This is a genomic window from Tenacibaculum sp. ZH5_bin.1 (genome assembly GCF_042865525.1).
GTDB classification, from domain to species: Bacteria; Bacteroidota; Bacteroidia; order Flavobacteriales; family Flavobacteriaceae; genus Polaribacter; species Polaribacter mesophilus.
Genome location: NZ_JBEGIO010000004.1, coordinates 61,432 through 82,598 on the forward strand (window position 1 = coordinate 61,432; position 21,167 = coordinate 82,598).

Genomic DNA, 21,167 nt, shown 5'->3' on the forward strand with positions numbered 1-21,167 from the left:
GAAGCCTAATCAGGTCAACACACGAAGCCTAATCAGGTCAACACACGAAGCCTAATCAGGTCAACACACGAAGCCTAATCAGGTCAACACACGAAGCCTAAGGGGAGTGACACTCCTTGCCTAAGGGAAGTGTCATTCACTGCCTAATGGGAGTAACACCAAACAACAAAAAAGATAAAATATTCGTATTGTGTAGAAAATTGTTAGTTTGTTGTATTGAGTATATAGTTCTCCATTAAAAAGTCTAAAGAAAACCCTAGTTTTAAATACATTTCTTTTGCCATTTCAGAGGCTTGTAACGTAGCTAAGGATAAGTTGTTGTCAATAGCTTTATTCAATGTGTGACGCATAATTTCGGTAGCAAAACCTTGTTTTCTCTTTTCAGGAATAATACCTAAACTGTGCAAGCCAGCAACAGTATTAGTAGTGTATAAAATTACGGTGCCTACAAGTTCTTGTTCAAAATAAACAAGATAGTAGGGAATGGTTTCTTTGGTTTTTAAAATGGTTGCTGTATTTATTTCGTAATTAAAGGCTTTAAAAAAAGCGTTGCTCCAAATGTTAGCTTCTTCTGTGTTTTCTACTCTTTTAAAATCGATCTGTCTTTGCGTTTCGAACTTTTCGTTTAGTTCTAAACTCATTCCATATTGTGTAGACTTTAACTGAATTTTAGCGTCAAGTTCCATATTATTTTCTTGATTTGGTAGTGTAAATAAAGAAAATGTAAAATGCTTACCATCTCCTAACATTTGTAGCTGTACTTCTTTTAGTTGATTTTCAGAAGGAGAGAGGTTGGTCCAAATTCTATTAGGCCATTGGGCATTTTCAATATAAGCGCTTTCAAAAGATGTTTCTTTATGATATCCTTGATATGGAGTCGCAGCAGTTTTCCACAAAGAAGTTAAATTATTAATATTTGATACTATTTTTTTCATTTTGAGTTGATTAAAAGAATACTAATTGCCATGAAAACAATTCCAATACATTTTTTGGTAGTTATAGGCTCAACAGGCAGGTTTAACCAACCAAATTTTCCTGCGAATAACGAAAAAATCAATTGACCGCATAAGCCAAAAGCAATCATTTTTGAAATTCCTAGTTTTGGTATGGTGTAAAAATAAAGAGAAATACCAATCATGCTAAAAAGTCCGCCAATAAACCATAAATACCAAGGTACTTGTTGTGCTATAGTTAATTGAATACTTTCTTCTTTGAATAGAAAGATGAATAAGCATCCAAAAACAGCACTCGCTATAGAGGTGGCTATAACAGCAATAACAGGTTGCTTTACAATAGCACCTAATTGTGTGTTAAATCCTGCTTGAACAGCTAGTGAAACCCCACCAATAAAGGCCAAAAAGTATAAAAAGAATATTTTCATACTGCAAAGATGGAAAGGAAACAACACCTTTTTCTTTACATATGTTGATTGCTATACAGTTTTTTTTATGCTCTTACGTATTCGGCTTAATTGAGTAGGAGTGATACCTAAGTGAGAGGCAATATAGTGTAACGGTATTCTATTTTCTATGTTTGGATTAGCGTTTACAAAATCAAGATACCGTTCTTTAGCTTCTTTTAAAACAATATCAATTTCTCGTTTCTCTTTATCAATCACCCAATTCTTTTCAAGATAAGCGATGTAAAAGTTTTGTAAATCTTGGTTTTCTCTAATAAGTTGTCTGTAGGTGTCATACGGAAAACTAATAATGGTTGAGTCTTCTATAACCTCTAAAGAAAACTGAGAAGGTGTATTAGTAAGTGACGATACTACAGAACCTACAAAACTCTCTGGTAAAAAAATGTTTTTGTGGTATACTGTACCATCTTTATGTAAAAAACACGAAACCACGGCTCCTTTATAAAGAACATGAACGTGTTTTGATATTTTACCAAAAGGTAATAGGGTAGTTCCTTTTTTTAAATCATGAATTTTTGCAGTTGAAAACAAAGAAGAAATGGAGTCGTCGCCCACAGTAGCATAACGATTAAAAACTCTTGTTAAAAAGGTTTTATATTCATTAGGTTGATTCATTGTTTCGTTTCGGTGTTTTTAATTTGAATAATTTGTGCCGCAATACTTACCGCTATTTCCTCAGGGGTTTCACTTTTTATAGAAAGCCCTATAGGTGCGTGAACTTTGTTTAATTCTTCTTGAGTAAATCCTTCATTTTGTAAAACTTCCCACATAGTTTGCAACTTTGCTTTGCTACCTAAAACTCCTAAAAATTGATAGTTATTTTTAAGGAGTTTACTCAATACCAATTTGTCATCAGTATATTTATTGGTCATAATAGCTACATAGCTTGAAGAAGATTCTTCTATATAGTTTTCAATATTGTTATAATCTATAACCTGTTTTTTATGAGCGGTTTGGTTGTTTTCTAAAGTGTTAAGGTTTTCTCGATTGTCAAAAATCACCACATAAAAATCAAGTTTTACAAAAAGTTCAGAAACAGCAACACCTACATGACCACCACCTACAATGTATAAGGTTTCTTTAAAACCAATATGTTCTTTAAAGTACCAATCTTCTTTCGAGTTAATGTTATACTCAAATTGATTTTCTAGAGTATGAGAAGTAAAATCAAATAGGGTAGGAGATAAATGTAATGTTCCTTTTTTACCCTGTTGTAAAGAAGAAATAATAGTTGAAATTATTGAAATATGCTTAACATCTAAGCAATGAAAGGCCACAGTTTGTTCACCAGAGCAAATCATACCCGAACCATCTTTGATATTTCCTTTATGGATTTGTTTTTTGATGAATGTTGGAGGATTCTCTTGTTGTAGTAATTGTTTGGCATCTTCAACGAGCGCAAATTCCATCACACCACCACCTACAGAACCGAAAATAAAACCATCTTCAGCAATTAGCATTTTAAAGCCTTTTCGGCCTGGAGAACTACCAAGGTTTTCAATTACCGTTAGGAGGTATACCTTCTGTTTGTTTTGAAGTTTTGTATATAACTGTTGCCAGAATTTCATAAAAGCTTAGTTAAAAATGGTTTCGCTTAGGGCATAATAAATAGCCATTAGTGCAGAAAAAATAGCACTGGCTAAAAAACGCCAATCGAGTTTTACTTTATTTTGAATGATAAAGTTAGCGATAAACGAAATAGGAACGTTCACTAAAAACGACCAACAAGCAACAATGAATAAGTTACTGGTTATTTGGTCAAAATTTCCAGAAAATAATTTGATAAACAGCAAATGTCTAAAAATCCAAAGAGGATTAAAGTAGGCAATCGCTAATATTGTTTTTGTTATAGTTCTTTTGAGTCCGCTATTGTTTGCTGTCTTTTTTTCTATCCAATTAAAATAATTAGGGATTTCAAAAGCATAAATAGTAGCACCAATAAGTACCATTCCGAGGAGTCTGTATATAGAAAACTCGTTTAGTAAAAGGGATGCAATGGTGTCTCCAATACTATAAATTAACGCCCCCCTAAATATATTCTGTTTGGTGTATTGTAGTTTGATATTGTCTATTTTTAATTAAACGAAATCTGATTTTAATAACGAGTAAATTTCGCTGTCTAAAAACTTCCCATTATAAAAGTAGTTCTCTCTAAAATAAGCTTCTTTTTGAAAACCTAATTTTAAAAGAATACTTCTTGAGTTTTGGTTTTTAGGGTTTATGTTAGCTTCTAAACTATGAAGGTTGAATGTGTGAAAAGCAAAGTGAATTAAGGTATTCATAGCTTCTTTCATATAGCCTTTTCCCCAATAATCAGGACTCAATACATAGCCTATTTCACCTCTAAAGTTTTGTTTGTCTAATCTCCATATTCCAAAATCACCAATAAGAGTATTGTTTTCTTTGAGCGTAATAGCCCAAGTAATTCCGTTTTTATCTTTAAAAGCTTGCTGAATGAGTACTATTCTTTTTTCAATGTCTTTGGGAGATTGCGGAACTTCAGAGTCTAAGTATTTAGAAACTTGAGGATGAGTTCTAACGTTAAACAGTTCAGAGGCATCAGCCATTGTGTATTCTCTAAATAAAAGTCTGTCACTCTCTAATTTAGGAAACATATCAAAAATACTTTCGTTTATTGCGTATGTCATTCTATTTTTCATACAATCCCATCAATACTTTTTCGGGTGTAAAAGGAGCGTGGAATTTTAATTTATAATTAGGGTTAAAGGTTTTTACCGCTTGCTGAATGGCAAAATAAGCCCCAATTCCATACATTAATGGAGGTTCACCAACCGCTTTCGATTTTTTAATAGCCATTTTATTTCCTTCCGTTTTTAACGGAATGGTTTCGACTGTTTTGGGAGCTGAAAAAATATCAGGAACCTTGTAGGTAGACAAAGCATTCGATAATAATCTTCCTTCATTGTTATAGGAGATTTCTTCTAGAGTCATCCAACCAATCCCTTGTGCTAAAGCACCTTCAACTTGTCCTAAATCAATACCCATATTCATGCTTTTACCAAAGTCATGTACAATTTTTACACTGTCAATTTCATAATTACCACGGATACAATCTACAGTAACTGTTGTTATTGCAGTACCGTATACATGGTAGGCAAACGGATGTCCTTTTTCTTTGGTTTTATCAAAATGAATAACTGGTGTAGCATAATGTGCATTTTCAGATAGCGCCACACGACGTAGCATCGCTTCAGCAATTAAAGCTTCCCATATTAGATCTGATTTTTTATCGCTTACAAAAACAGCATCTTCTTGAAAAGAGATGTTTTCTTTTTTGGTAGAGAGCATGTCAGCGGCAACTTCTGTTAGTCGTTCAACTAACGAATTACACGCCATTTCTGTTGCTTTTCCGTTAAGGTCGGCAGTTGAACTTGCTGCAGAAGGTGAGGTATTGGCAACACGTGTAGTGTTCGTGGTTTCTAGTTTTACTTTATCTGGCGAAATTCCTAAAACACTTTGTGCTACTTGTAATATTTTGGTGTTTACACTTTGTCCCATTTCTACAGCACCTGTGGAAACACCAACACTTCCATCTTGATAAATATGTACCAAAGCACGTGCATGGTTCATTGGGGTATTGGTAAACGAAATACCAAAAGCAATAGGCATTAATGAAATTCCTTTTTTGTAGCGGTCGTTTTTATTGTTGAAGTCAGCGATTTCTTGTTCTAGCTGTTCAAGTTGATATCGCTCTTTTGCACTAAACCACGAATTTTGTGCTTGTACTTCGGTTGCAATTTGCCCGTAAGAAAACTCATCGTTTTCAGCTAATAGATTTGCTTCTTGTATTTTTCTTTTGTTGATTCCGATTTTATCAGCGGCATCTGCAATAGCACTTTCAATAACAAACATACCTTGCGGACCACCAAAACCACGGAAAGCGGTATTAGGAGGTAGGTTGGTTTTACAGCTATACACGGTAGTATGTACATTTGGAACAAAATAGCTATTGGTAGCATGAAACAAAGTTCTCTCAGCAATAGCAGGAGATAAATCAGCTGCAGCACCTGAATTTTGTAAGAACTCTGCTTCAAAAGCTTTAATTTTTAGGTCTTTGGTGAGTCCTATTTTATAAAATGAGGAATAGGGATGGCGTTTTCCTGTCATACGTAAATCGTCATGTCTATTTAGCATATATTTTACCGGACGATTCAAATGTTGTACTGCCACAGCAGCCATCACTGCCCAAGGAGTTGCTTGATCTTCTTTACCACCAAAACCACCTCCTAAACGGATGACATCTACTTCAATTTTATGCATTGGGATACCCAACACTTTCGCCGCTGTTTTTTGTACAGCAGTAGGACCTTGCGTAGAGGAAGTAATTTTTATATTCCCGTTTTCTTGAGGAACCGCATAACAACCTTGTGTTTCGAGGTACAAATGCTCTTGTCCGTTCGAAAAAGTTTCGCCTTCAAATACATATTCACATTCGGTAAAAGCATTTTGGGTGTCTCCTAAGTTAAATGAACGAGGAGCATTGATAAAGCTTCCTTTTTCTTTGGCTTCTTTAGCTGTTGTGATTACAGGAAGTTCTTCAATATCTATAGTAATTAAGGCTCTAGCTTTTTTAGCGATGGCTTCACTTTTAGCAACAATAAAAGCAATGGGTTGTCCCCAAAAATGGACTTCATCTTCTGCCCATAAAGGTTCATCAGGAATGATGCCTCCAATTTGATTTTCTCCTAAGACATCTTTATAGGTGAATATTTTTATTACACCTTCTAGCGCTTCTGCTTTTGAATAATCTACCGATTTGATTTTTCCATGCGCTTTTGGCGAGTCAAAAACCAAGCCAAATAAGGTATCTTGACGTAGCATTAAATCGTCAACAAATAACGATTCTCCTCTAACATGAGTAAAACTGTCTATGTTTTTCATCGTTTTCATTAGGCAATCAATTTTTTAAGTTCTACTTGATTTGGGAATAGTTCTAAAAAGTGAGCAAAAAATAACTGTCTTGCTAACAAACGCTTATAGTCAGCAGTTCCACGAACATCACTAATGGGAGAGATTTCTGATTGTAAAACTGTTTCGGCTTCTTTTATAGTTTCAGAATTGATTGTTTTTCCTATTAAAAAGGAGTTGGTATTTGATAAATATTTTGGAATAGCGGCTACACCTCCTAAAGAAAAATGTGCATCTGTAATTGTATTATTTTTTAGTGTAATTCTTCCAGCGGAATTTACACTAGCAATGTCTAAATGTGTTCGTTTACTTACTTTCTCAAAATTAAAAAAGTCTTCTGCCTGCGGAACTTTAAATGTTATGGATTGTAAGATTTCATCTTCGTGTAAATCGTATGTTTTGTAGCTTTGATGAAACTCTTGAAACGGAATTTGTCGCGTATTTCCATCTTCTTTTTGAATGTTTACCATTGAATTTAACGCTAAAAAGAAAATAGACATGTCACCAATAGGAGAGGCGTTTACAAAGTTACCACCGATGGTTCCCATGTTTCTAATTTGTTCAGAAGAAACAAGTTTCAAAAATTGTTTTAGTTTAGGAAAGAGGGTTTGTAATTGTTTGCTTTCTGCTATTTCGGTCACTGTTGTATTAGCACCTAGTGTACAAAATCCTTCGGTAAAAGAAATTTCTTTTAAAGCGTTTTTATCGGTTAATAAATGTACATCTTCTTCCGCCATTTTATCAGCATGCTGTACATAAATATCGGTTCCGTTAGCTACTTTTATTCCCGTTTTTTCAAAGGTTTTTGGTTGTATTTGTGCTAATTTTTCAGGGATAGTTTCAAAATAATTAGGAATAAAACCTTCATTGATTAGCCAATCAATTTGATGGTTTTTGTCTTTTTGTTGCAGTTTTTGTTCTATTTCAAAACCAGCTTTTTCAATCGATTTATACCCTGTGCAACGACAAATGTTTCCGCTGACAGCATCGTTACAAGAAGTTGTTTGGTTGTTGTCAAGAGCATAACCAGTCATAGAAACCACAAATCCTGGAGTACAGAAACCACATTGTGTCGCATAATTATCGGCCATTGCTTTTTGAACGGTATTCAGTTCTTTTGGTAAATTGATACCTTCTACCGTAACAATATGCTTTCCGTTAGCATTTCCCAAAGGAGAAATACACGAAGTTATACTTTGATAGTTAAGGTTACCGTTTTTTTGTTCACCGATTAGAACGGTACAAGCGCCACAATCACCTTCACGACATCCTATTTTTGTACCTTTTAACTGTTGGTGTTCTCGAATAAAATCGAGTAGGGTAATACCAGCGTTTGCTGTAGTTTTTATTACCTGATTATTTAATATAAATTGTATCATAAGCAGAATGCAAGATACGAAATTGTAACGTTAGGTGAAAAGTGAGGAGCTTTGATTTTTAATTGTCACTAATTTTATCATCAAAATTGATAGCAATAAAAAAGCCTCCAAATTTTTGGAGACTTTTGTATATACTTTAAGAAAAATATTAAGCAAATAAGCTGTCTATTTTTTCTTTTTCTTCTTGTGCTAAAGCAGGATCTACTAAAATACGACCACTGTGCTCGTCAATTGTAATTTTCTTACGGTTAGCAATCTCTAATTGTACCTGTGGTGGAATAGTGAAGAAAGAACCTCCTGCAGCTCCACGCTCAATAGCAACAACAGCTAAACCGTTTCTTACTTTAGTTCTAATTCTTTTGTATGCCGTTAATAAGTGCTTGTCAATAGATTGAGAAAACTCTTCAGACTTTTCTTTTAATAATTGCTCTTCTTTCTCAGTTTCTTTTAAGATAGCATCTAATTCACCTTTTTTGTGAGCTAAATGTGCTTCTTGCTTAGCTAATTTTTCTTTGGTGTTATCAATAACCTCTTTCTTTTGAGCAATTTTAGCCTTGTATTCTTTAATTCTCTTTTCAGATAATTGAATTTCTAGCTCTTGGTACTCAATTTCTTTAGATAAAGAGTCGAATTCACGGTTATTACGAACATTTTTTTGTTGTTCTTCGTATTTAGTAATTAAGTTTTTAGATTCTTCAATCGCTAACTTTTTGTTACTAATGTCAGTTTCTAAATTTTTAACATCCTCAGCTAAATTAGAAAGTCTCTTGTTTAATCCGGCAACTTCATCTTCTAAATCTTCAACTTCTAAAGGTAATTCACCGCGAACGTTTCTAATCTCGTCAATTCTAGAATCGATTAACTGTAAATCGTATAACGCTCTTAATTTTTCTTCTACCGTTACTTCTTTTTTTGCCATCTGTTAAATATAGTGTATTGGATTTGTACTCTTTTCGCTTAAAATAATTGCAAAAGTACTAAATTTTTTGCTAAGATAATCAACTAAAAGGTTTTTTGTAAACTGCTCGCTTTCATAATGTCCTACATCTGCAAGTAAGATTCTTTTTTCAGCTTTAAAAAATTCATGGTATTTAAAATCAGCACTTATATAGGCATCTGCACCTGCTCGTATAGCATTTTTAATAGCAAAACTTCCTGAACCTCCTAGTACTGCAACTTTTTTAATAGGTTTGTCAAGTAATTCTGAATGTCGTACACAACCAGTTTTAAAGGTCTCTTTTACAAATAATAAAAAGCCTTTCTCATTCATCGCCGAAGGAAGTTCTCCAATCATTCCCATACCTACGTTTTGGTTTTGGTTATCCAGCGTAATAACTTCGTAGGCAACTTCTTCATAAGGATGGTTTTTAAAGAGAGCGGAAAGTATTTTTCCTTCTAAATAAGAATCGAATGTTACTGTAATGCAGGTTTCTTCTTCAAACATCAATTTACCCTTTTCACCAACAGTAGGGTTTGAGTTTTCATTGCCTTTATAACTTCCTTTTCCTTCTACATTAAAAGAACAGTTATCATAATTACCAATATTACCTGCACCAGCTTCAAATAATTTTTCACGAAGATTATTAGCTTCTGCAAAAGGAACATAAGTAGTTAGTTTTTTTATGATTCCTTTTTTAGGAATCAAAGTTTTCATGTTTTCTAAGCCTAAAACTTCTCCCATCTTAGCTGAAACACCATTGTTTACATTATCTAAGGCGGTATGTGTAGCATAAATAGCAATATTATTCTGAATAGCTTTCAGCACAACACGTTCTACATAATTGTTACCGTTAATCTTTTTTAATCCGCTAAACACAATTGGATGAAAACTTACAATAAGATTACAGTTATTAGCAATTGCTTCATCTACAGTTTCTTCAAGGGTATCTAGGGTAACTAAAATTCCTGTAACTTTAGTACTGTAATTACCTATTAATAAACCAACATTGTCAAAATCTTCAGCATACGAAAGCGGAGCTAATTGTTCAATGTAGTTGGTGACGTCTTTTATTTGCATTTGGGTAAGTTTCAAAGTATTAATATAGCAAAGTTACAAAGTAGAAAAATGAAAATAAAAGTATCCTGTAGATTAATGCTTAAATTATTACTTTTGATGTAATGAAGCTACTTCGATTTTTATTATTTCCGTTTGCTGTTTTGTATGATGTAATTACGAGGATTCGTAATTGGTTTTTTAACTTAGGTATTTTCAAAGCTACTTCTTTTGATATTCCTGTAATTGCTGTTGGTAATTTGAGTGTAGGCGGAACAGGAAAATCTCCTCAGATAGAATATTTAATACGTTTACTAAAAGATAATTATAGAATTGCAGTTTTAAGTCGAGGATATAAACGAAAAACGGAAGGATTTCAATTAGTAAATGACACACATACAGCGGAAGATGTTGGTGATGAACCTTTACAGTTTTACAAAAAGTTTAAAAAAGATGTTACTATAGCTGTGGATGCCGATAGAACAAATGGAATTCAGCAATTATTGCAACATGAGAATCCACCAGAGGTTGTATTGTTGGATGATGCTTATCAGCATAGAAAAGTAACGGCGAGCAGCTATATTTTACTCACAAAATATAACGATTTGTTTGTTGACGATTTTGTATTGCCCACAGGAAATTTACGAGAAAGTAGGAGAGGAGCTAAACGAGCAAAGTTAATTGTGGTTACAAAATGTCCTGAGAATTTATCGAAAGCGGAGCAAGAAAAAATAGAACGAAAACTCAATCCGAAGCCGTATCAAAAAGTGTTCTTTACAACAATAGCTTATGATAAGAATTTAAAAGGAACAAATGAGTTAACAATTGATGATTTGCAGGATAAAGAAGTGTTATTAGTAACAGGAATTGCGAATCCGACTCCTTTATTGAATTTTTTGAAAGAAAAGAAAGTAAGCTTCAAGCATCTAAACTTTTCTGACCATCATAATTTTACGAATCAAGATATTACAACTATCAAGAAAAAATTTGATGAATTGCAATCTCAAGAAAAAATCATACTAACTACCGAAAAAGATTATATGCGTTTAGAAGGAAAGATTGATCCTCTTAATTATGTTTCTATAAAAAGTCATTTTATAAGTGAAGAGAAAATTTTTAACTCTTTGGTGTTGAATGAAATAAAGAAAGCTAATTAAATCACTCGTTCGTCAGCTTTATAAGCACCTCGTCGATGTAGTATCCATTGCGCTTCGTCTAATGGATTCACTCCTTTAAAAGGTCTTGATTTTCCTTCTCCTTCAGGACATACATCATAGCCATGAAAAACCATTCGTAAACGTATACGACCACTGCAAATAGTATTTAATTTTATACTTAGGTCTAGAGAAGTGGCTACGGGAATTGTTCCTGTAAGGTGCATCATTTCATTTTGAAAAGTAGGAGAGTCGATTGTAGCTCTTCTAGTAGTAAGTTCAGAAATGATTTTACTTAAAAATTCTTCATTAGTTTTTATTTCAAAACGAACTAATGGTTCTAACAAATGTGTTCCACCAGCTTGCAAACCTTTCATGATACCCATTGGGGTAGCTAAATTAAAGTCACCAGGTCTTGAATGAACATTATGATCTTCTCCTTTAATCAATGTTATTTTTACATCGGTTACTTCCCAACCGAGTAAACCTTGTTCTAAAGCCTTCGGAATAGTCCTCGCTATTTCATTTTGATATTTATTATGAATATCGTTTTTAGAAACAATAGATTGATAGCTAACACCAGAATTTAAAGGAGCGGGTTCAATTAAAAAAGTCATAATTGCCCAACAAGGCTTAGGCATCCAATAACAAACATAACCTTCTGCAGCTTTGCTTATGGTTTCTTTGTAAACAATTTGAGGTTCTGTAAAAGTAGCAGGGATTGAAAATCGTTCTAATAAAACATGTGTAAGTACTTCAATTTGCATATCTCCCATTAGTAATAACAACAGTTCTTTTTCGGGTTTATGCCATTTGAATTGTAGCGTTGGATCTTCTCTGTCTATGATTTGTAAAGCCTGCGCTAAAGCATTGTAATCTTTATTGTTATCAGGTATCACTTGTACACTCAAGACGGGAGTATTTAATTCGGGGAGCTTAGGAATTCCTTCGGGGCTGCCAAGAATATCTCCTGTTTTTGTATCAACAACACCTGTAATAATTCCTATATCACCTGCTTTAATAGTAGTGTCTATGTGTTTGGTATGATGAAAAACCTTCGATTGGTTTATTTTAGTTTCTACGGCTTGGGTATGATTGTAAATAACAGACTTAGAAGATAACTCACCCGAAAAAACCTTTACATGTGCCATGACACCATGAGTTTTATGATGCTCTAACTTGTATACATAAGCAGAAGTTTCTTGTGTGGCAGTATTCTTATCTGGTTTAATGAAACTTGTTAAACCATCTAATAGCTCTTTTACACCAATGTTGTTTTTAGCAATTCCTGTAAATACAGGTGAAATTAAAGCTTTGGAAGTGTTTTTTACAATAGTTTTTATATAGACATCATCAGTAATGGTGTGACCATTTAAGTATTGTTCTAACAGGTTTTCATCGGTTTCAATTAACTCTTCTAAAATGGCTTCTTTTTGTTCTTTGGTAGCCGAACTATTATGAAAAATGGGATTAATACAAGCAGTGTCCAATCCTTCATGATGACTGGTATAGATAGACACAGTTTTAATTTGAAGCTCATCTTTTATTTGTTCTAAAACATTCTCTGTATCTGCTCCTTGTCGGTCAATTTTATTAATGAAAATTATTGTAGGAATTTTCAGTTTTTGCAAAGCATCTGCAATAGTTAAGGTATGAGCTTGTACACCTTCAACAGCTGAAATAACTAAAACAACAGCATCTACCACACATAATGTTCTTGCAACTTCACTAGAAAAATCTACGTGTCCAGGAGTATCTATCAGATTGACTTTGGTGTCATTCCAAATAAAAGAAGTGGTAGCTGCTTTTATGGAAATTCCACGTTCTTTTTCCAGTGCTAAACTGTCAGTAACAGTAGAACCTTTATCTACACTCCCTATATTTCTTATAGCTCCTGTATGGTATAATAAATGTTCGGTTAAGGTAGTTTTACCAGCATCAACATGTGCTAAAATTCCTATGTTAAGAGTGTTGGAATATTCCATTAATCAGTAATATCTTATAAAGATAGAGGTAGTTTGTTAAAATTGCTCTTTTGCTTCAGTTCGTAGTTGTTTAATGTCTTGTTCGTCTTTACGTGGACAAATAACTAATACATCATCTTTTTCTACAATAATAAAATCTTGTAATCCTTGAACTACTACTTTTTTACCATTTTTAGTACTAACCATATTCCCGTTGGCATCTTTAAAAATAGTTGTAGCTCCAACTGTTGCGTTTTGATGAGTGTCTTTATCAAGTTTGTTATATAAAGAACCCCAAGTACCTAAATCATCCCAACCAAAATCTACAGGGAGTACGTGTACCTTTTCAGAGCGTTCCATAATTCCGAAGTCGATAGAAATATTCTCGCACTTCTCATAGTTGCTTTTAATAAAATCATCTTCGAAATTAGTGTTGTACACGTTATCTTCGGTTTTTAAAATGTTTACCATTTCAGGAAGATGTTTTTTAAAGGAATGTAAAATGCTAGAAACAGACCAAACAAAAATACCAGCATTCCATAAATAGTCGCCACTCGCTAAAAACTGAGTAGCTTTTTCTAGATTAGGTTTTTCGGTAAACGTTTGTACCTTTTTTATTTCAGAAGCATTTTCTTCAAATTGAATATAGCCATACCCCGTATTTGGGTGATTCGGTTGTATTCCTAGAGTCATTAATATGTCTTCCTTTGAGCAAGCGTTAAAAGAAGTTTCTATGTTTTTAAGGAATTCGGTTTCGTTTTCTATCCAGTGATCTGATGGGGCTACTAACATCACAGCATTTTCATTTTGCTGACGGATTTTTAATGCAGCATATAAAATACAAGGAGCTGTGTTGCGCATTGTAGGTTCAAGAAGTAGTTGTTCTGAGCTAATCTCAGGAAGTTGTTTTAATATTAATTCTTTATAACGTTGATTCGTAGCAATTAAAATATTCTTAGAAGGAACTAATTGATTGATCCTGTAAAAGGTTTTTTGTAATAAAGATTCTCCAGTTCCTAATAAATCATGAAATTGTTTAGGATTGTTTTCTGTACTTACAGGCCAAAGACGAGAACCTACGCCACCAGCCATAATTACTGCGTAATAATTAGTATTCATACTTTATAGTTAGTTTTTTAGGTAAGTCCTGTATTTTGACTTACTAGCTTTTTTGCTAATTCAAAGTCCCAGCCTATTTTTTGTCTTTTGTGTTCTCCATTATGCCAAGAATCAAAAAAAACTTTATTACCAAATGATTCGATAAGTGATACTAAACTTTCTGTTCCTCCAAAAGGTAAACTAAAAGGGTCAAAATATAAAGTACCTTTATTTCCTTTTACAGATAAATCAATTAATTCATATTCCCCTTCTATTATTGTGTGAATAACAGATTCAAAATCCCAATCATTGGTTCTGTTAAACATAGGGTGATTAATTCTTATTTCTGGACTAGTTAAATCCCAAAGCTTATAATATACTTCATCCTCTTCTTTATTCGAACTAGAACTTAAATTTTTATAATAATTATAGGTTTTATCATCTAAAAATTGTTTCCATTCAATAATATCAACATTAGGTACAGTTTCAGAATCCCAGTATATTTCTTTTTCAACTTTCAATTTATTAAAAATTTTTATTAAAAAGCTATAACGTTCAAGAGTTTCTATACTAAAATTAATATAAAAGTATTTCTTATTCATTTTATTAAGATAGTTTAATATCTATTTTGAAGCTATTAGCTCCACTTCTGCATTTTGATTGAATAAATATACACGTTTGTTACTCAAATTTAAGCATTCATAACGAGTTCTTCGTTTATTTCCTCTCTTATATAAAATATTTTTAAATTTAAAAACACTCCCTACAGGAACTTCAAATATAAAATGCTTTCCATTTTCTGCTTTACCTCCTCGTAGAGCTAACGATAAGTTTGTATCGGTATCTGTACTGGCTTTTGGATTTTTTAAATAATTGGCTAAATATGGCAGAATATTTTTTGGATAAATTTCTGGCTGTAAAAAAGGTAACATTAAATGTTGAAAAACTGTTTTCCATTCTTTACCATGAGGTTGTACTCTTCCAAATTTTTGATACGTAACATGATGTGCAATTTCATGAATTAACGTCAGTAAAAATTGATAAGGGTTTAAGTTGTTATTTACTGTAATTTGCATGTGACCATTTGGTAAGCGACGAAAATCACCATGTTTGGTTTGGCGTTCACTTACTATTTTCAAATTGATTTTATGCTCAATAATTAAGTATTCAACTAATGGAATTGCTTCTTTGGGGATGTATTTAATTAGTGTTTTTTTCAAAAGTCAGTTCGAGCGGTTTTTATTTTGAAATAAAATGAAAAAATAAAAAATTGTATCGAGAATTAACTAATGCTTCTAGATACAATTTTCTTTTCAGTTATGTTAAACGAAAATCATTAAAAGTGATACACGTTATTTTATTATGGAGTAGAGCTTGAAACCTGTAGCACTTTTCCGTTATAATATTTATTACCAGTTAAAGCAAAATCAAAAATATAATTAGCCATTTCTTTAGCAGATAATGGAGCTTCATAACCAGGGAAAGCCTCTTCTAACATCTCTGTTTGTACAGCGCCTAAGGCTAATACATTAAAAGCTATTTGTTGTTCTTTGTATTCTTCTGCTAATAGTTCTGATAAGGTAATTACAGCACCTTTGGCAGAGCTATAGGCAGCTAATCCAGGAAATTTCATGCTTCCTTGAATTCCACCCATACTACTCACTGTTACCACATGACTCCCTTTTTGCATAAACGGTAGAAGGGTTTTAGTCAATTCAGCAACTGCAAAAACATTCACTTTATAAACCTCTTCAAAATCTTGCGTAGTTAGTTGTTCAAAAGGTTTGTTAACCAACTTTCCTGCATTATTGATAAGGATATCTACCTTTTTCCATTTAGTTGAAACAAATTCAACTGCTTTTTGTAAATCTCTTTCGTTCGATAAATTAACAGAGATAATAGTGATGTTTGGGTGGCTAACCAGTTCTAAAGGTTTTGTGTTTCTTGATAAGGCTAATACTTGATGTCCTTGATTAGCAAACTGCTGTACTAATTCAAAACCAATACCTCTACTAGTTCCTGTAATAACAACGTTCTTCATGTAATTGTCAAAATTTAAAAAGGCAAGCTACATAAAAATCACTACATTTATTGTTTAATCATTCTTAAATTATCATGAAAAAAAGACTTTTTTTAGCGGTTCTCCTAACAATGTCAATCACAACATTTGCTCAAAATACCTATATATTTTGTGGGAAATTAATTGATACAGAAAAAGGTAAAATAAAAGAACAACAAACTATAATTGTAAAAGGTAACAAGATTATTGATGTGTTAAAAGGATATGTGAACCCTGAAAACACTGATGATATAACGATAGATTTGAAAGATAAGGTGGTAATGCCTGGATTGATTGATATGCATGTGCATATTGAAAGTGAACATAGTCCGAAAACAAGATTGGAAAAATATATTTTGAATGATGCTGATAGAGCTTATAACTCAGTTAAGTTTGCCGAAACCACTTTGTTAAACGGCTTTACCACGGTAAGAGATTTGGGAGGAACAGGGGTTAATATTTCTTTAGCTAAAGCAATTAAAGCGGGAAAAATTGTAGGTCCGAGAGTGTTTACTGCGGGGAAATCTTTAGCAACGACAGGAGGGCATGCAGACCCAACAAATGGAAGCAGTAGAAAGCTAATAGGAAACCCTGGGCCAAAAGAAGGAGTGGTAAATTCGGTAGAAGATGCTCGAAAAGCGGTTAGACAGCGTTACAAAAATGGAGCAGATTGTATAAAAATTACAGCTACAGGAGGCGTATTAAGTGTGGCCAAAAGCGGAGACAATCCGCAGTTTACTATTGAGGAAATAAAAGCAATTTGTGAAACAGCTAAAGATTACGGAATGCATGTAGCGGCTCATGCTCATGGAGATGAAGGAATGCAACGTGCTATAATTGGAGGGGTAAAAACGATTGAACATGGAACTTATATGAGTGATGAAACAATGGAGTTGATGAAAAAATACGATGCATATTTGGTACCAACTATTACAGCTGGAAAAGAAGTAGAAGAGAAGGCTAAAGTAAAAGGCTTTTATCCAGAAATTGTAGTGCCTAAAGCATTGGCTGTTGGTCCACAAATACAAGGAACTTTTGGAAAAGCTTATAAAAAGGGTGTAAAAATAGCTTTTGGTACCGATGCAGGAGTTTTTAAACATGGTAAGAATGGAAAAGAGTTTGGGTACATGGTTGAAGCAGGAATGCCTGCTATAGAAACGATACAGTCTGCAACAGTGACTAATGCAGCATTATTAGGCATGAAAAATGAGTTAGGACAGATTAAAAAAGGGTTTGTAGCAGATATCATTGCAGTAGGAGAAGATCCTATTCAAAATATTCATACGATGAAAAAAGTAGTTTTTGTGATGAAAGGTGGGAGGGTTTATAAAGAAATTATGAATTGAAAAACAGTACGTTAAAAATAAAAAGGAATGCAAAGCATTCCTTTTTTTATAGATATATATCTATAGTATTGCCCCCCGACAAATATTTTGATGTTTAGTGATTTCTTTTTTTAAAAAGAGCTATTCAATTTTATTAATAAAGAATAGCTCTTAACTAACCAAACTTATTAATTTATTTTATTACTATGAATGAAACAAATACACTACAAATATATTTTAGATTCTATGCTCTTTTACTTTTAATTCGATGAATGGAGTGTTTTTTAGGTTGAGAAGAAGCCTACTACAGATAAGTTATGTAACGAAAAAAAACAAGTAACATGTTTTTTAATTTGAATTTATTTTTGGAAAGATTTTATAAAAAAGAACAAAAAAGGAATGCTCAGCATTCCTTTTATTTATAGATACGTATCTATAGTGTTGCCCCCCGACAAATATTTTGATGTTTAATGATTTCTTTTTTAAAAAAGAGCTATTCAATGTTTATTAATAAAGAATAGCTCTCAACTAACCAAACTAATTAATCTATTTTATTACTATGAATGAAACAAATACACTACAAATATATTTTAGATTCTATGTTCTATTACTTTTAATTCGATGAACGGAGTGTTTTTTAGGTTGAAAAGAAGTGTACTACAGGTAAGTTATGTAACGAAAAAAACAAGTAACATATTTTTTAACTTGAATTCGTTTTATAGCTTGTAAGCTATATATCGCTTGATAAATATTTTAATGTTTAATGACTCTTTTTGAAGAGTTAAAAATTAGTATGTTGGTAAGCTCCAATATCAGGGGAAGTGCTTCTGTCTACACCTAAAATATCATTAGAAACAGCAGAAGGTTTAGCTTTATTAATAGCATCACTATTTTCACCAATGATAAACTCATTTTTAGTAACATCTTTAAAGTTAGGCTCTCCGTTTAAAATGTTATTTTGATAATGTTCAGTATCATTAAAATTCAATTCAGTATTATCTGTGAATGAATTATTAAGGTCATTAAATTTTATTAAGCAATTTTCAACCGAGTAATTAAAGGTTGTACCATCAATTCTATCAAGAATAAATTCAACGTTGTTGTTTCCTTCAATAATACAGTTTATAAAGTTAGCGGTAACCAAATCATTAGTCTCTGTAACTTCTTGGTTATCATTATTAAGATAACTAATGTGGTTGTTGACTAAAACCGAAGGTAATTGACGAATACTATTGTTCCAAAAGTTAGCAAAAGTAGCATGGGCAAAGTTATATTTACCACCAAAAGTACAAGCTAATGCAGATTGTCCTGCGCTACCTATTACTAAGTTTTCTCCTTCAATATGTGTGTTTCTACCTAAAACACCATAGTTTGAACTGTTATATATTTCAGTATTTTTTATTGTTAGCGTGGGAGAGGAGGTATCTTGTCCGTCAACAAGAAGTCCAACAGTTCCATTTTTAATTTGAGTATAATTTAGTTCGTTGTTAAAACTACCTTCACGTATCCAGATAGCTCCCCATTGTCCTGGAATTTCGCTAAACTGATGTTCTAATCGGTCTCCTTCAAAAATTACTTTTTCATCTAAAGTTCCATTCACTTTAAAGTTTGCATCTTTATCAATAATTAAGCCTGAATTATTGTGAAAATGAATTTTAGCTCCGGCTTCAACTGTTAGTGTTTTACTTGATGGTACAGCAGCGTAACCGTAAATGACATAAGGTTTTTCATTAGTAAAGGTTAGTTCTTCGTCAGTTAAAAAGCGACCCTGAATTTCGGTTTCTTTACCATTAATAGTTAATGTTTCAATACCCGAACTGTTTTTAGAAGGAAAAATAAAATGAGCGTCTTGTACTAAAGTAACTAAATCTACATCTTGTTGGTTTTCTCCATTATCAAATAATATTTTATCAGTATATAAAGGATCGGTAATGGTGTTAACATTAATAGTAGTTTCTATAAAAATATAAATACTATCATTTGCCAAAATATCAATATTATTGAAACTGTCACCAGCTAATCCATCTACATTCAATCGATAATTTGAAGTATTTCCATTTTCCAATTTGATTTCTGGAATTGTAATAGTTTTACTACTCTTATTGTATACTTTTAAGTTATACGTAGCAGAACCTATATTGCTAAAAACAGTGTCTAGAAATACGGTGTCTTTTGAAAACTGTAACTTCCCATAACTAGGTACTGTATTGAAGTCTTTTCTACAAGATATTACAATAATGGATAGAATAAGTGCTAGTATGGGAAGGGTATTTTTCATGGTTTAGGATTATTGTTTGATTAATTCTATTTCAAATAATTTTCCCCAATGTTTTCCTGTAACAAATAAACGATTGTTTTCAGAATCATATGCAATTCCGTTTAGTACATCATCTTGAGTCTCCAAAGTTTGATCTTTAGCAACAATATCTCTCAATCCATTTAAGTTAGCTACACCTTCAACGACACCTGTTTCTGGATTGATAATAACTATTGAGTTTTGTTGCCATTTATTAGCATAAATTTTACCATTTATTAGCTCAATTTCATTTAAATTATCAACGGGATATTTGTTTGTGTATACTTGAACACTTCTTTTTTCTTGCTGATTATTGGCGTCTAAAAACCAAATTTTGTTACTTCCATCCGTTTTAATAAGCTCAGAACCGTTATGTGTTAATCCCCATCCTTGATTACTATTGGTGTAATTAAAGCTGCCAAGTTGTTTAAATGTTTCAAAATCGTATATAAATCCTTTTCGAGCGTGCCATGTTAACCAATAAATTTTATTATTAAAAATGGTCATTCCTTCACCAAAGTATTTTTCATCCAAATCTATCTTTTGTAAAACTTTTCCAGTTTCTAATTCAACTTTTCGTAAAGTAGATTCACCGTTTCGCCCCGTACTTTCATATAAATAACCGTTTTTATATTCTAGTCCTTGAGTATAGGCTCCTTTATCATGTGGGTAAATGTTTACAATTTTATAAGAGTATACAGCAGGAGCCTCTTTTGCTAAAATCTCAATAGAGTTGTTTAATTTTTTTGATTTATTAGGATAAAAAGCCAATGCGGTAACAGCATGTTTTCCTACACCAAAATCGGCAGTATTAATAGTAACACTTGTTTCGTTAGTATTTACACGTTTGTTGTTTACATAAAGGTGTACAGAATCTATCTGCTCCCCCTTCAATTGTTCAAACTTAATAGCAGCTTTTTCGCCTAGAGTGGTTTTTTTAGTAGTGTTTAATTTAAATTTGTAATTAGTTTCACTACAAGAAGTTATGAGTAAAGTAGTTAATCCTAATGATAAAAGTTTATAAAAACGCATATATAAAATGTTATTTTCTATAGTTTATAAAGATGTACTACAAATTAAAGCAAATTATTTGTTTGCAAATTAAAAAAAAGGGTTAAATTTGCACCCTCAAATAGCCATTGCAGGTTTTTGATATATGAAAGAACTATAAAGCTTTACCAACTTTATAATTTTTTCAACAAAAATAAAAGATTTTAAATTTACAAGAGATGAAAAAAGGTATACATCCAGAAAATTATAGAATGGTAGCGTTTAAAGACATGTCTAACGGAGATGTTTTTTTAACACGTTCAACTGCTAACACAAAAGAAACTTTAGAAGTAGAAGGAGTTGAGTATCCATTAATTAAATTAGAAATTTCAAGAACTTCACATCCTTTCTACACTGGTAAGTCTAAGTTAGTAGATACTGCAGGGCGTATTGATAAGTTCAAAAATAAGTACGCGAAATTCAAAAAATAATTTCAAGTATTCAAATATACAAGAAAGCTCTGGCTATATGTCAGAGCTTTTTTTATGCTAAAATTGTAT

The 21,167-nt window shown here is 32.4% G+C and carries 20 protein-coding genes; 3 read left to right on the forward strand and 17 right to left on the reverse strand.

The genetic code is table 11. From position 1 onward, the window contains the following. Nucleotides 1-203 precede the first annotated feature (203 nt). From ABHQ57_RS11845 to ABHQ57_RS11890, 10 genes are all read right to left on the reverse strand, one after another. Entirely contained in the window at nucleotides 204-935 is a 732-nt protein-coding gene (locus ABHQ57_RS11845) for a GNAT family N-acetyltransferase (protein WP_167714075.1), read from the reverse strand. Beyond that, nucleotides 932-1,381, reverse strand: coding sequence for a DMT family transporter (locus ABHQ57_RS11850; protein WP_073183324.1), 450 nt, complete (start codon nucleotides 1,379-1,381; stop codon nucleotides 932-934). The genes ABHQ57_RS11845 and ABHQ57_RS11850 overlap by 4 nt, the downstream gene beginning before the upstream one ends. A gap of 51 nt (nucleotides 1,382-1,432) precedes the next feature. Next, on the reverse strand, nucleotides 1,433-2,035 hold the full coding sequence (locus tag ABHQ57_RS11855) for a Crp/Fnr family transcriptional regulator (protein WP_167714074.1): 603 nt from the start codon (nucleotides 2,033-2,035) through the stop codon (nucleotides 1,433-1,435). Beyond that, nucleotides 2,032-2,988 carry an XdhC family protein gene (locus tag ABHQ57_RS11860; RefSeq protein ID WP_167714073.1) on the reverse strand — a complete coding sequence of 319 codons (957 nt, stop codon included), beginning with the start codon at nucleotides 2,986-2,988 and terminating at the stop codon, nucleotides 2,032-2,034. Before ABHQ57_RS11860 ends, ABHQ57_RS11855 begins: the two co-directional genes overlap by 4 nt. Nucleotides 2,989-2,994: 6 nt before the next feature. Beyond that, nucleotides 2,995-3,369 carry a hypothetical protein gene (locus ABHQ57_RS11865; RefSeq protein WP_196781636.1) on the reverse strand — a complete coding sequence of 125 codons (375 nt, stop codon included), beginning with the start codon at nucleotides 3,367-3,369 and terminating at the stop codon, nucleotides 2,995-2,997. A 129-nt stretch (nucleotides 3,370-3,498) separates the two neighbouring features. After that, entirely contained in the window at nucleotides 3,499-4,068 is a 570-nt protein-coding gene (locus ABHQ57_RS11870) for a GNAT family N-acetyltransferase (protein ID WP_167714072.1), read from the reverse strand. Between the two features lies 1 nt (nucleotide 4,069). After that, a complete protein-coding gene (locus ABHQ57_RS11875) occupies nucleotides 4,070-6,322 on the reverse strand; it encodes a xanthine dehydrogenase molybdopterin binding subunit (RefSeq protein WP_167714071.1) in 2,253 nt (750 codons plus the stop codon). 8 nt (nucleotides 6,323-6,330) lie between these two features. Next, the gene (locus ABHQ57_RS11880) at nucleotides 6,331-7,728 is read right to left on the reverse strand and encodes an FAD binding domain-containing protein (RefSeq protein ID WP_167714070.1); all 1,398 of its coding nucleotides are present in this window, start codon (nucleotides 7,726-7,728) and stop codon (nucleotides 6,331-6,333) included. Nucleotides 7,729-7,876: 148 nt separating this feature from the next. Beyond that, nucleotides 7,877-8,647: a zinc ribbon domain-containing protein gene (locus tag ABHQ57_RS11885; protein ID WP_047789597.1), complete on the reverse strand. Its 771-nt coding sequence runs from the start codon at nucleotides 8,645-8,647 to the stop codon at nucleotides 7,877-7,879. Between the two features lie 3 nt (nucleotides 8,648-8,650). Continuing rightward, nucleotides 8,651-9,745 carry a Nif3-like dinuclear metal center hexameric protein gene (locus tag ABHQ57_RS11890; protein WP_167714069.1) on the reverse strand — a complete coding sequence of 365 codons (1,095 nt, stop codon included), beginning with the start codon at nucleotides 9,743-9,745 and terminating at the stop codon, nucleotides 8,651-8,653. A gap of 101 nt (nucleotides 9,746-9,846) precedes the next feature. On the opposite strand from ABHQ57_RS11890, the gene lpxK reads away from it, so the two are divergent. Further along, a complete protein-coding gene (lpxK, locus tag ABHQ57_RS11895) occupies nucleotides 9,847-10,878 on the forward strand; it encodes a tetraacyldisaccharide 4'-kinase (RefSeq protein WP_167714068.1) in 1,032 nt (343 codons plus the stop codon). Here lpxK and ABHQ57_RS11900 read toward each other — a convergent pair. From ABHQ57_RS11900 to ABHQ57_RS11920, 5 genes are all read right to left on the reverse strand, one after another. Next, nucleotides 10,875-12,860, reverse strand: a complete 1,986-nt coding sequence (locus ABHQ57_RS11900; protein ID WP_167714067.1) for a translation factor GTPase family protein — start codon at nucleotides 12,858-12,860, stop codon at nucleotides 10,875-10,877. The genes lpxK and ABHQ57_RS11900 overlap by 4 nt on opposite strands. A 36-nt stretch (nucleotides 12,861-12,896) precedes the next feature. Then, the gene (locus tag ABHQ57_RS11905; protein ID WP_167714066.1) at nucleotides 12,897-13,958 is read right to left on the reverse strand and encodes a mannose-1-phosphate guanylyltransferase; all 1,062 of its coding nucleotides are present in this window, start codon (nucleotides 13,956-13,958) and stop codon (nucleotides 12,897-12,899) included. Nucleotides 13,959-13,975: 17 nt separating this feature from the next. Continuing rightward, the gene (locus ABHQ57_RS11910) at nucleotides 13,976-14,539 is read right to left on the reverse strand and encodes a hypothetical protein (protein ID WP_167714065.1); all 564 of its coding nucleotides are present in this window, start codon (nucleotides 14,537-14,539) and stop codon (nucleotides 13,976-13,978) included. Nucleotides 14,540-14,560: 21 nt separating this feature from the next. Continuing rightward, nucleotides 14,561-15,157: a SprT-like domain-containing protein gene (locus ABHQ57_RS11915; RefSeq protein WP_167714064.1), complete on the reverse strand. Its 597-nt coding sequence runs from the start codon at nucleotides 15,155-15,157 to the stop codon at nucleotides 14,561-14,563. A gap of 140 nt (nucleotides 15,158-15,297) precedes the next feature. After that, nucleotides 15,298-15,978 (reverse strand): SDR family oxidoreductase, encoded by a 681-nt coding sequence (locus ABHQ57_RS11920; RefSeq protein ID WP_167714063.1) that lies wholly within the window; start codon nucleotides 15,976-15,978, stop codon nucleotides 15,298-15,300. Between the two features lie 74 nt (nucleotides 15,979-16,052). Between ABHQ57_RS11920 and ABHQ57_RS11925 the strand changes: the two genes are divergently transcribed. Beyond that, on the forward strand, nucleotides 16,053-17,342 hold the full coding sequence (locus ABHQ57_RS11925) for an amidohydrolase family protein (RefSeq protein WP_167714062.1): 1,290 nt from the start codon (nucleotides 16,053-16,055) through the stop codon (nucleotides 17,340-17,342). Between the two features lie 760 nt (nucleotides 17,343-18,102). Here the strand turns inward: ABHQ57_RS11925 and ABHQ57_RS11930 are convergent. Next, nucleotides 18,103-19,599 (reverse strand): hypothetical protein, encoded by a 1,497-nt coding sequence (locus tag ABHQ57_RS11930; protein WP_167714061.1) that lies wholly within the window; start codon nucleotides 19,597-19,599, stop codon nucleotides 18,103-18,105. A gap of 9 nt (nucleotides 19,600-19,608) precedes the next feature. Beyond that, entirely contained in the window at nucleotides 19,609-20,649 is a 1,041-nt protein-coding gene (locus tag ABHQ57_RS11935) for a glutaminyl-peptide cyclotransferase (RefSeq protein ID WP_159490643.1), read from the reverse strand. A 197-nt stretch (nucleotides 20,650-20,846) separates the two neighbouring features. Here ABHQ57_RS11935 and ABHQ57_RS11940 point away from each other — a divergent pair, with 197 nt between their 5' ends. Continuing rightward, nucleotides 20,847-21,098, forward strand: a complete 252-nt coding sequence (locus ABHQ57_RS11940) for a type B 50S ribosomal protein L31 (protein WP_047789607.1) — start codon at nucleotides 20,847-20,849, stop codon at nucleotides 21,096-21,098. Nucleotides 21,099-21,167: the final 69 nt, after the last annotated feature.

Excerpts from the sequence above, each read along its gene's own strand:
- ABHQ57_RS11855 (WP_167714074.1), bottom strand. The coding sequence starts at position 2,035 with ATGAATCAACCTAATGAATATAAAACCTTTTTAACAAGAGTTTTTAAT.
- ABHQ57_RS11905 (WP_167714066.1), bottom strand. The coding sequence starts at position 13,958 with ATGAATACTAATTATTACGCAGTAATTATGGCTGGTGGCGTAGGTTCT.
- ABHQ57_RS11860 (WP_167714073.1), bottom strand. The coding sequence starts at position 2,988 with ATGAAATTCTGGCAACAGTTATATACAAAACTTCAAAACAAACAGAAG.
- ABHQ57_RS11890 (WP_167714069.1), bottom strand. The coding sequence starts at position 9,745 with ATGCAAATAAAAGACGTCACCAACTACATTGAACAATTAGCTCCGCTT.
- ABHQ57_RS11940 (WP_047789607.1), top strand. The coding sequence starts at position 20,847 with ATGAAAAAAGGTATACATCCAGAAAATTATAGAATGGTAGCGTTTAAA.
- ABHQ57_RS11870 (WP_167714072.1), bottom strand. The coding sequence starts at position 4,068 with ATGACATACGCAATAAACGAAAGTATTTTTGATATGTTTCCTAAATTA.
- ABHQ57_RS11930 (WP_167714061.1), bottom strand. The coding sequence starts at position 19,599 with ATGAAAAATACCCTTCCCATACTAGCACTTATTCTATCCATTATTGTA.
- ABHQ57_RS11935 (WP_159490643.1), bottom strand. The coding sequence starts at position 20,649 with ATGCGTTTTTATAAACTTTTATCATTAGGATTAACTACTTTACTCATA.
- ABHQ57_RS11910 (WP_167714065.1), bottom strand. The coding sequence starts at position 14,539 with ATGAATAAGAAATACTTTTATATTAATTTTAGTATAGAAACTCTTGAA.
- ABHQ57_RS11885 (WP_047789597.1), bottom strand. The coding sequence starts at position 8,647 with ATGGCAAAAAAAGAAGTAACGGTAGAAGAAAAATTAAGAGCGTTATAC.
- ABHQ57_RS11880 (WP_167714070.1), bottom strand. The coding sequence starts at position 7,728 with ATGATACAATTTATATTAAATAATCAGGTAATAAAAACTACAGCAAAC.
- ABHQ57_RS11845 (WP_167714075.1), bottom strand. The coding sequence starts at position 935 with ATGAAAAAAATAGTATCAAATATTAATAATTTAACTTCTTTGTGGAAA.
- ABHQ57_RS11875 (WP_167714071.1), bottom strand. The coding sequence starts at position 6,322 with ATGAAAAACATAGACAGTTTTACTCATGTTAGAGGAGAATCGTTATTT.
- ABHQ57_RS11925 (WP_167714062.1), top strand. The coding sequence starts at position 16,053 with ATGAAAAAAAGACTTTTTTTAGCGGTTCTCCTAACAATGTCAATCACA.
- ABHQ57_RS11920 (WP_167714063.1), bottom strand. The coding sequence starts at position 15,978 with ATGAAGAACGTTGTTATTACAGGAACTAGTAGAGGTATTGGTTTTGAA.
- lpxK (WP_167714068.1), top strand. The coding sequence starts at position 9,847 with ATGAAGCTACTTCGATTTTTATTATTTCCGTTTGCTGTTTTGTATGAT.
- ABHQ57_RS11850 (WP_073183324.1), bottom strand. The coding sequence starts at position 1,381 with ATGAAAATATTCTTTTTATACTTTTTGGCCTTTATTGGTGGGGTTTCA.
- ABHQ57_RS11865 (WP_196781636.1), bottom strand. The coding sequence starts at position 3,369 with ATGGTACTTATTGGTGCTACTATTTATGCTTTTGAAATCCCTAATTAT.
- ABHQ57_RS11900 (WP_167714067.1), bottom strand. The coding sequence starts at position 12,860 with ATGGAATATTCCAACACTCTTAACATAGGAATTTTAGCACATGTTGAT.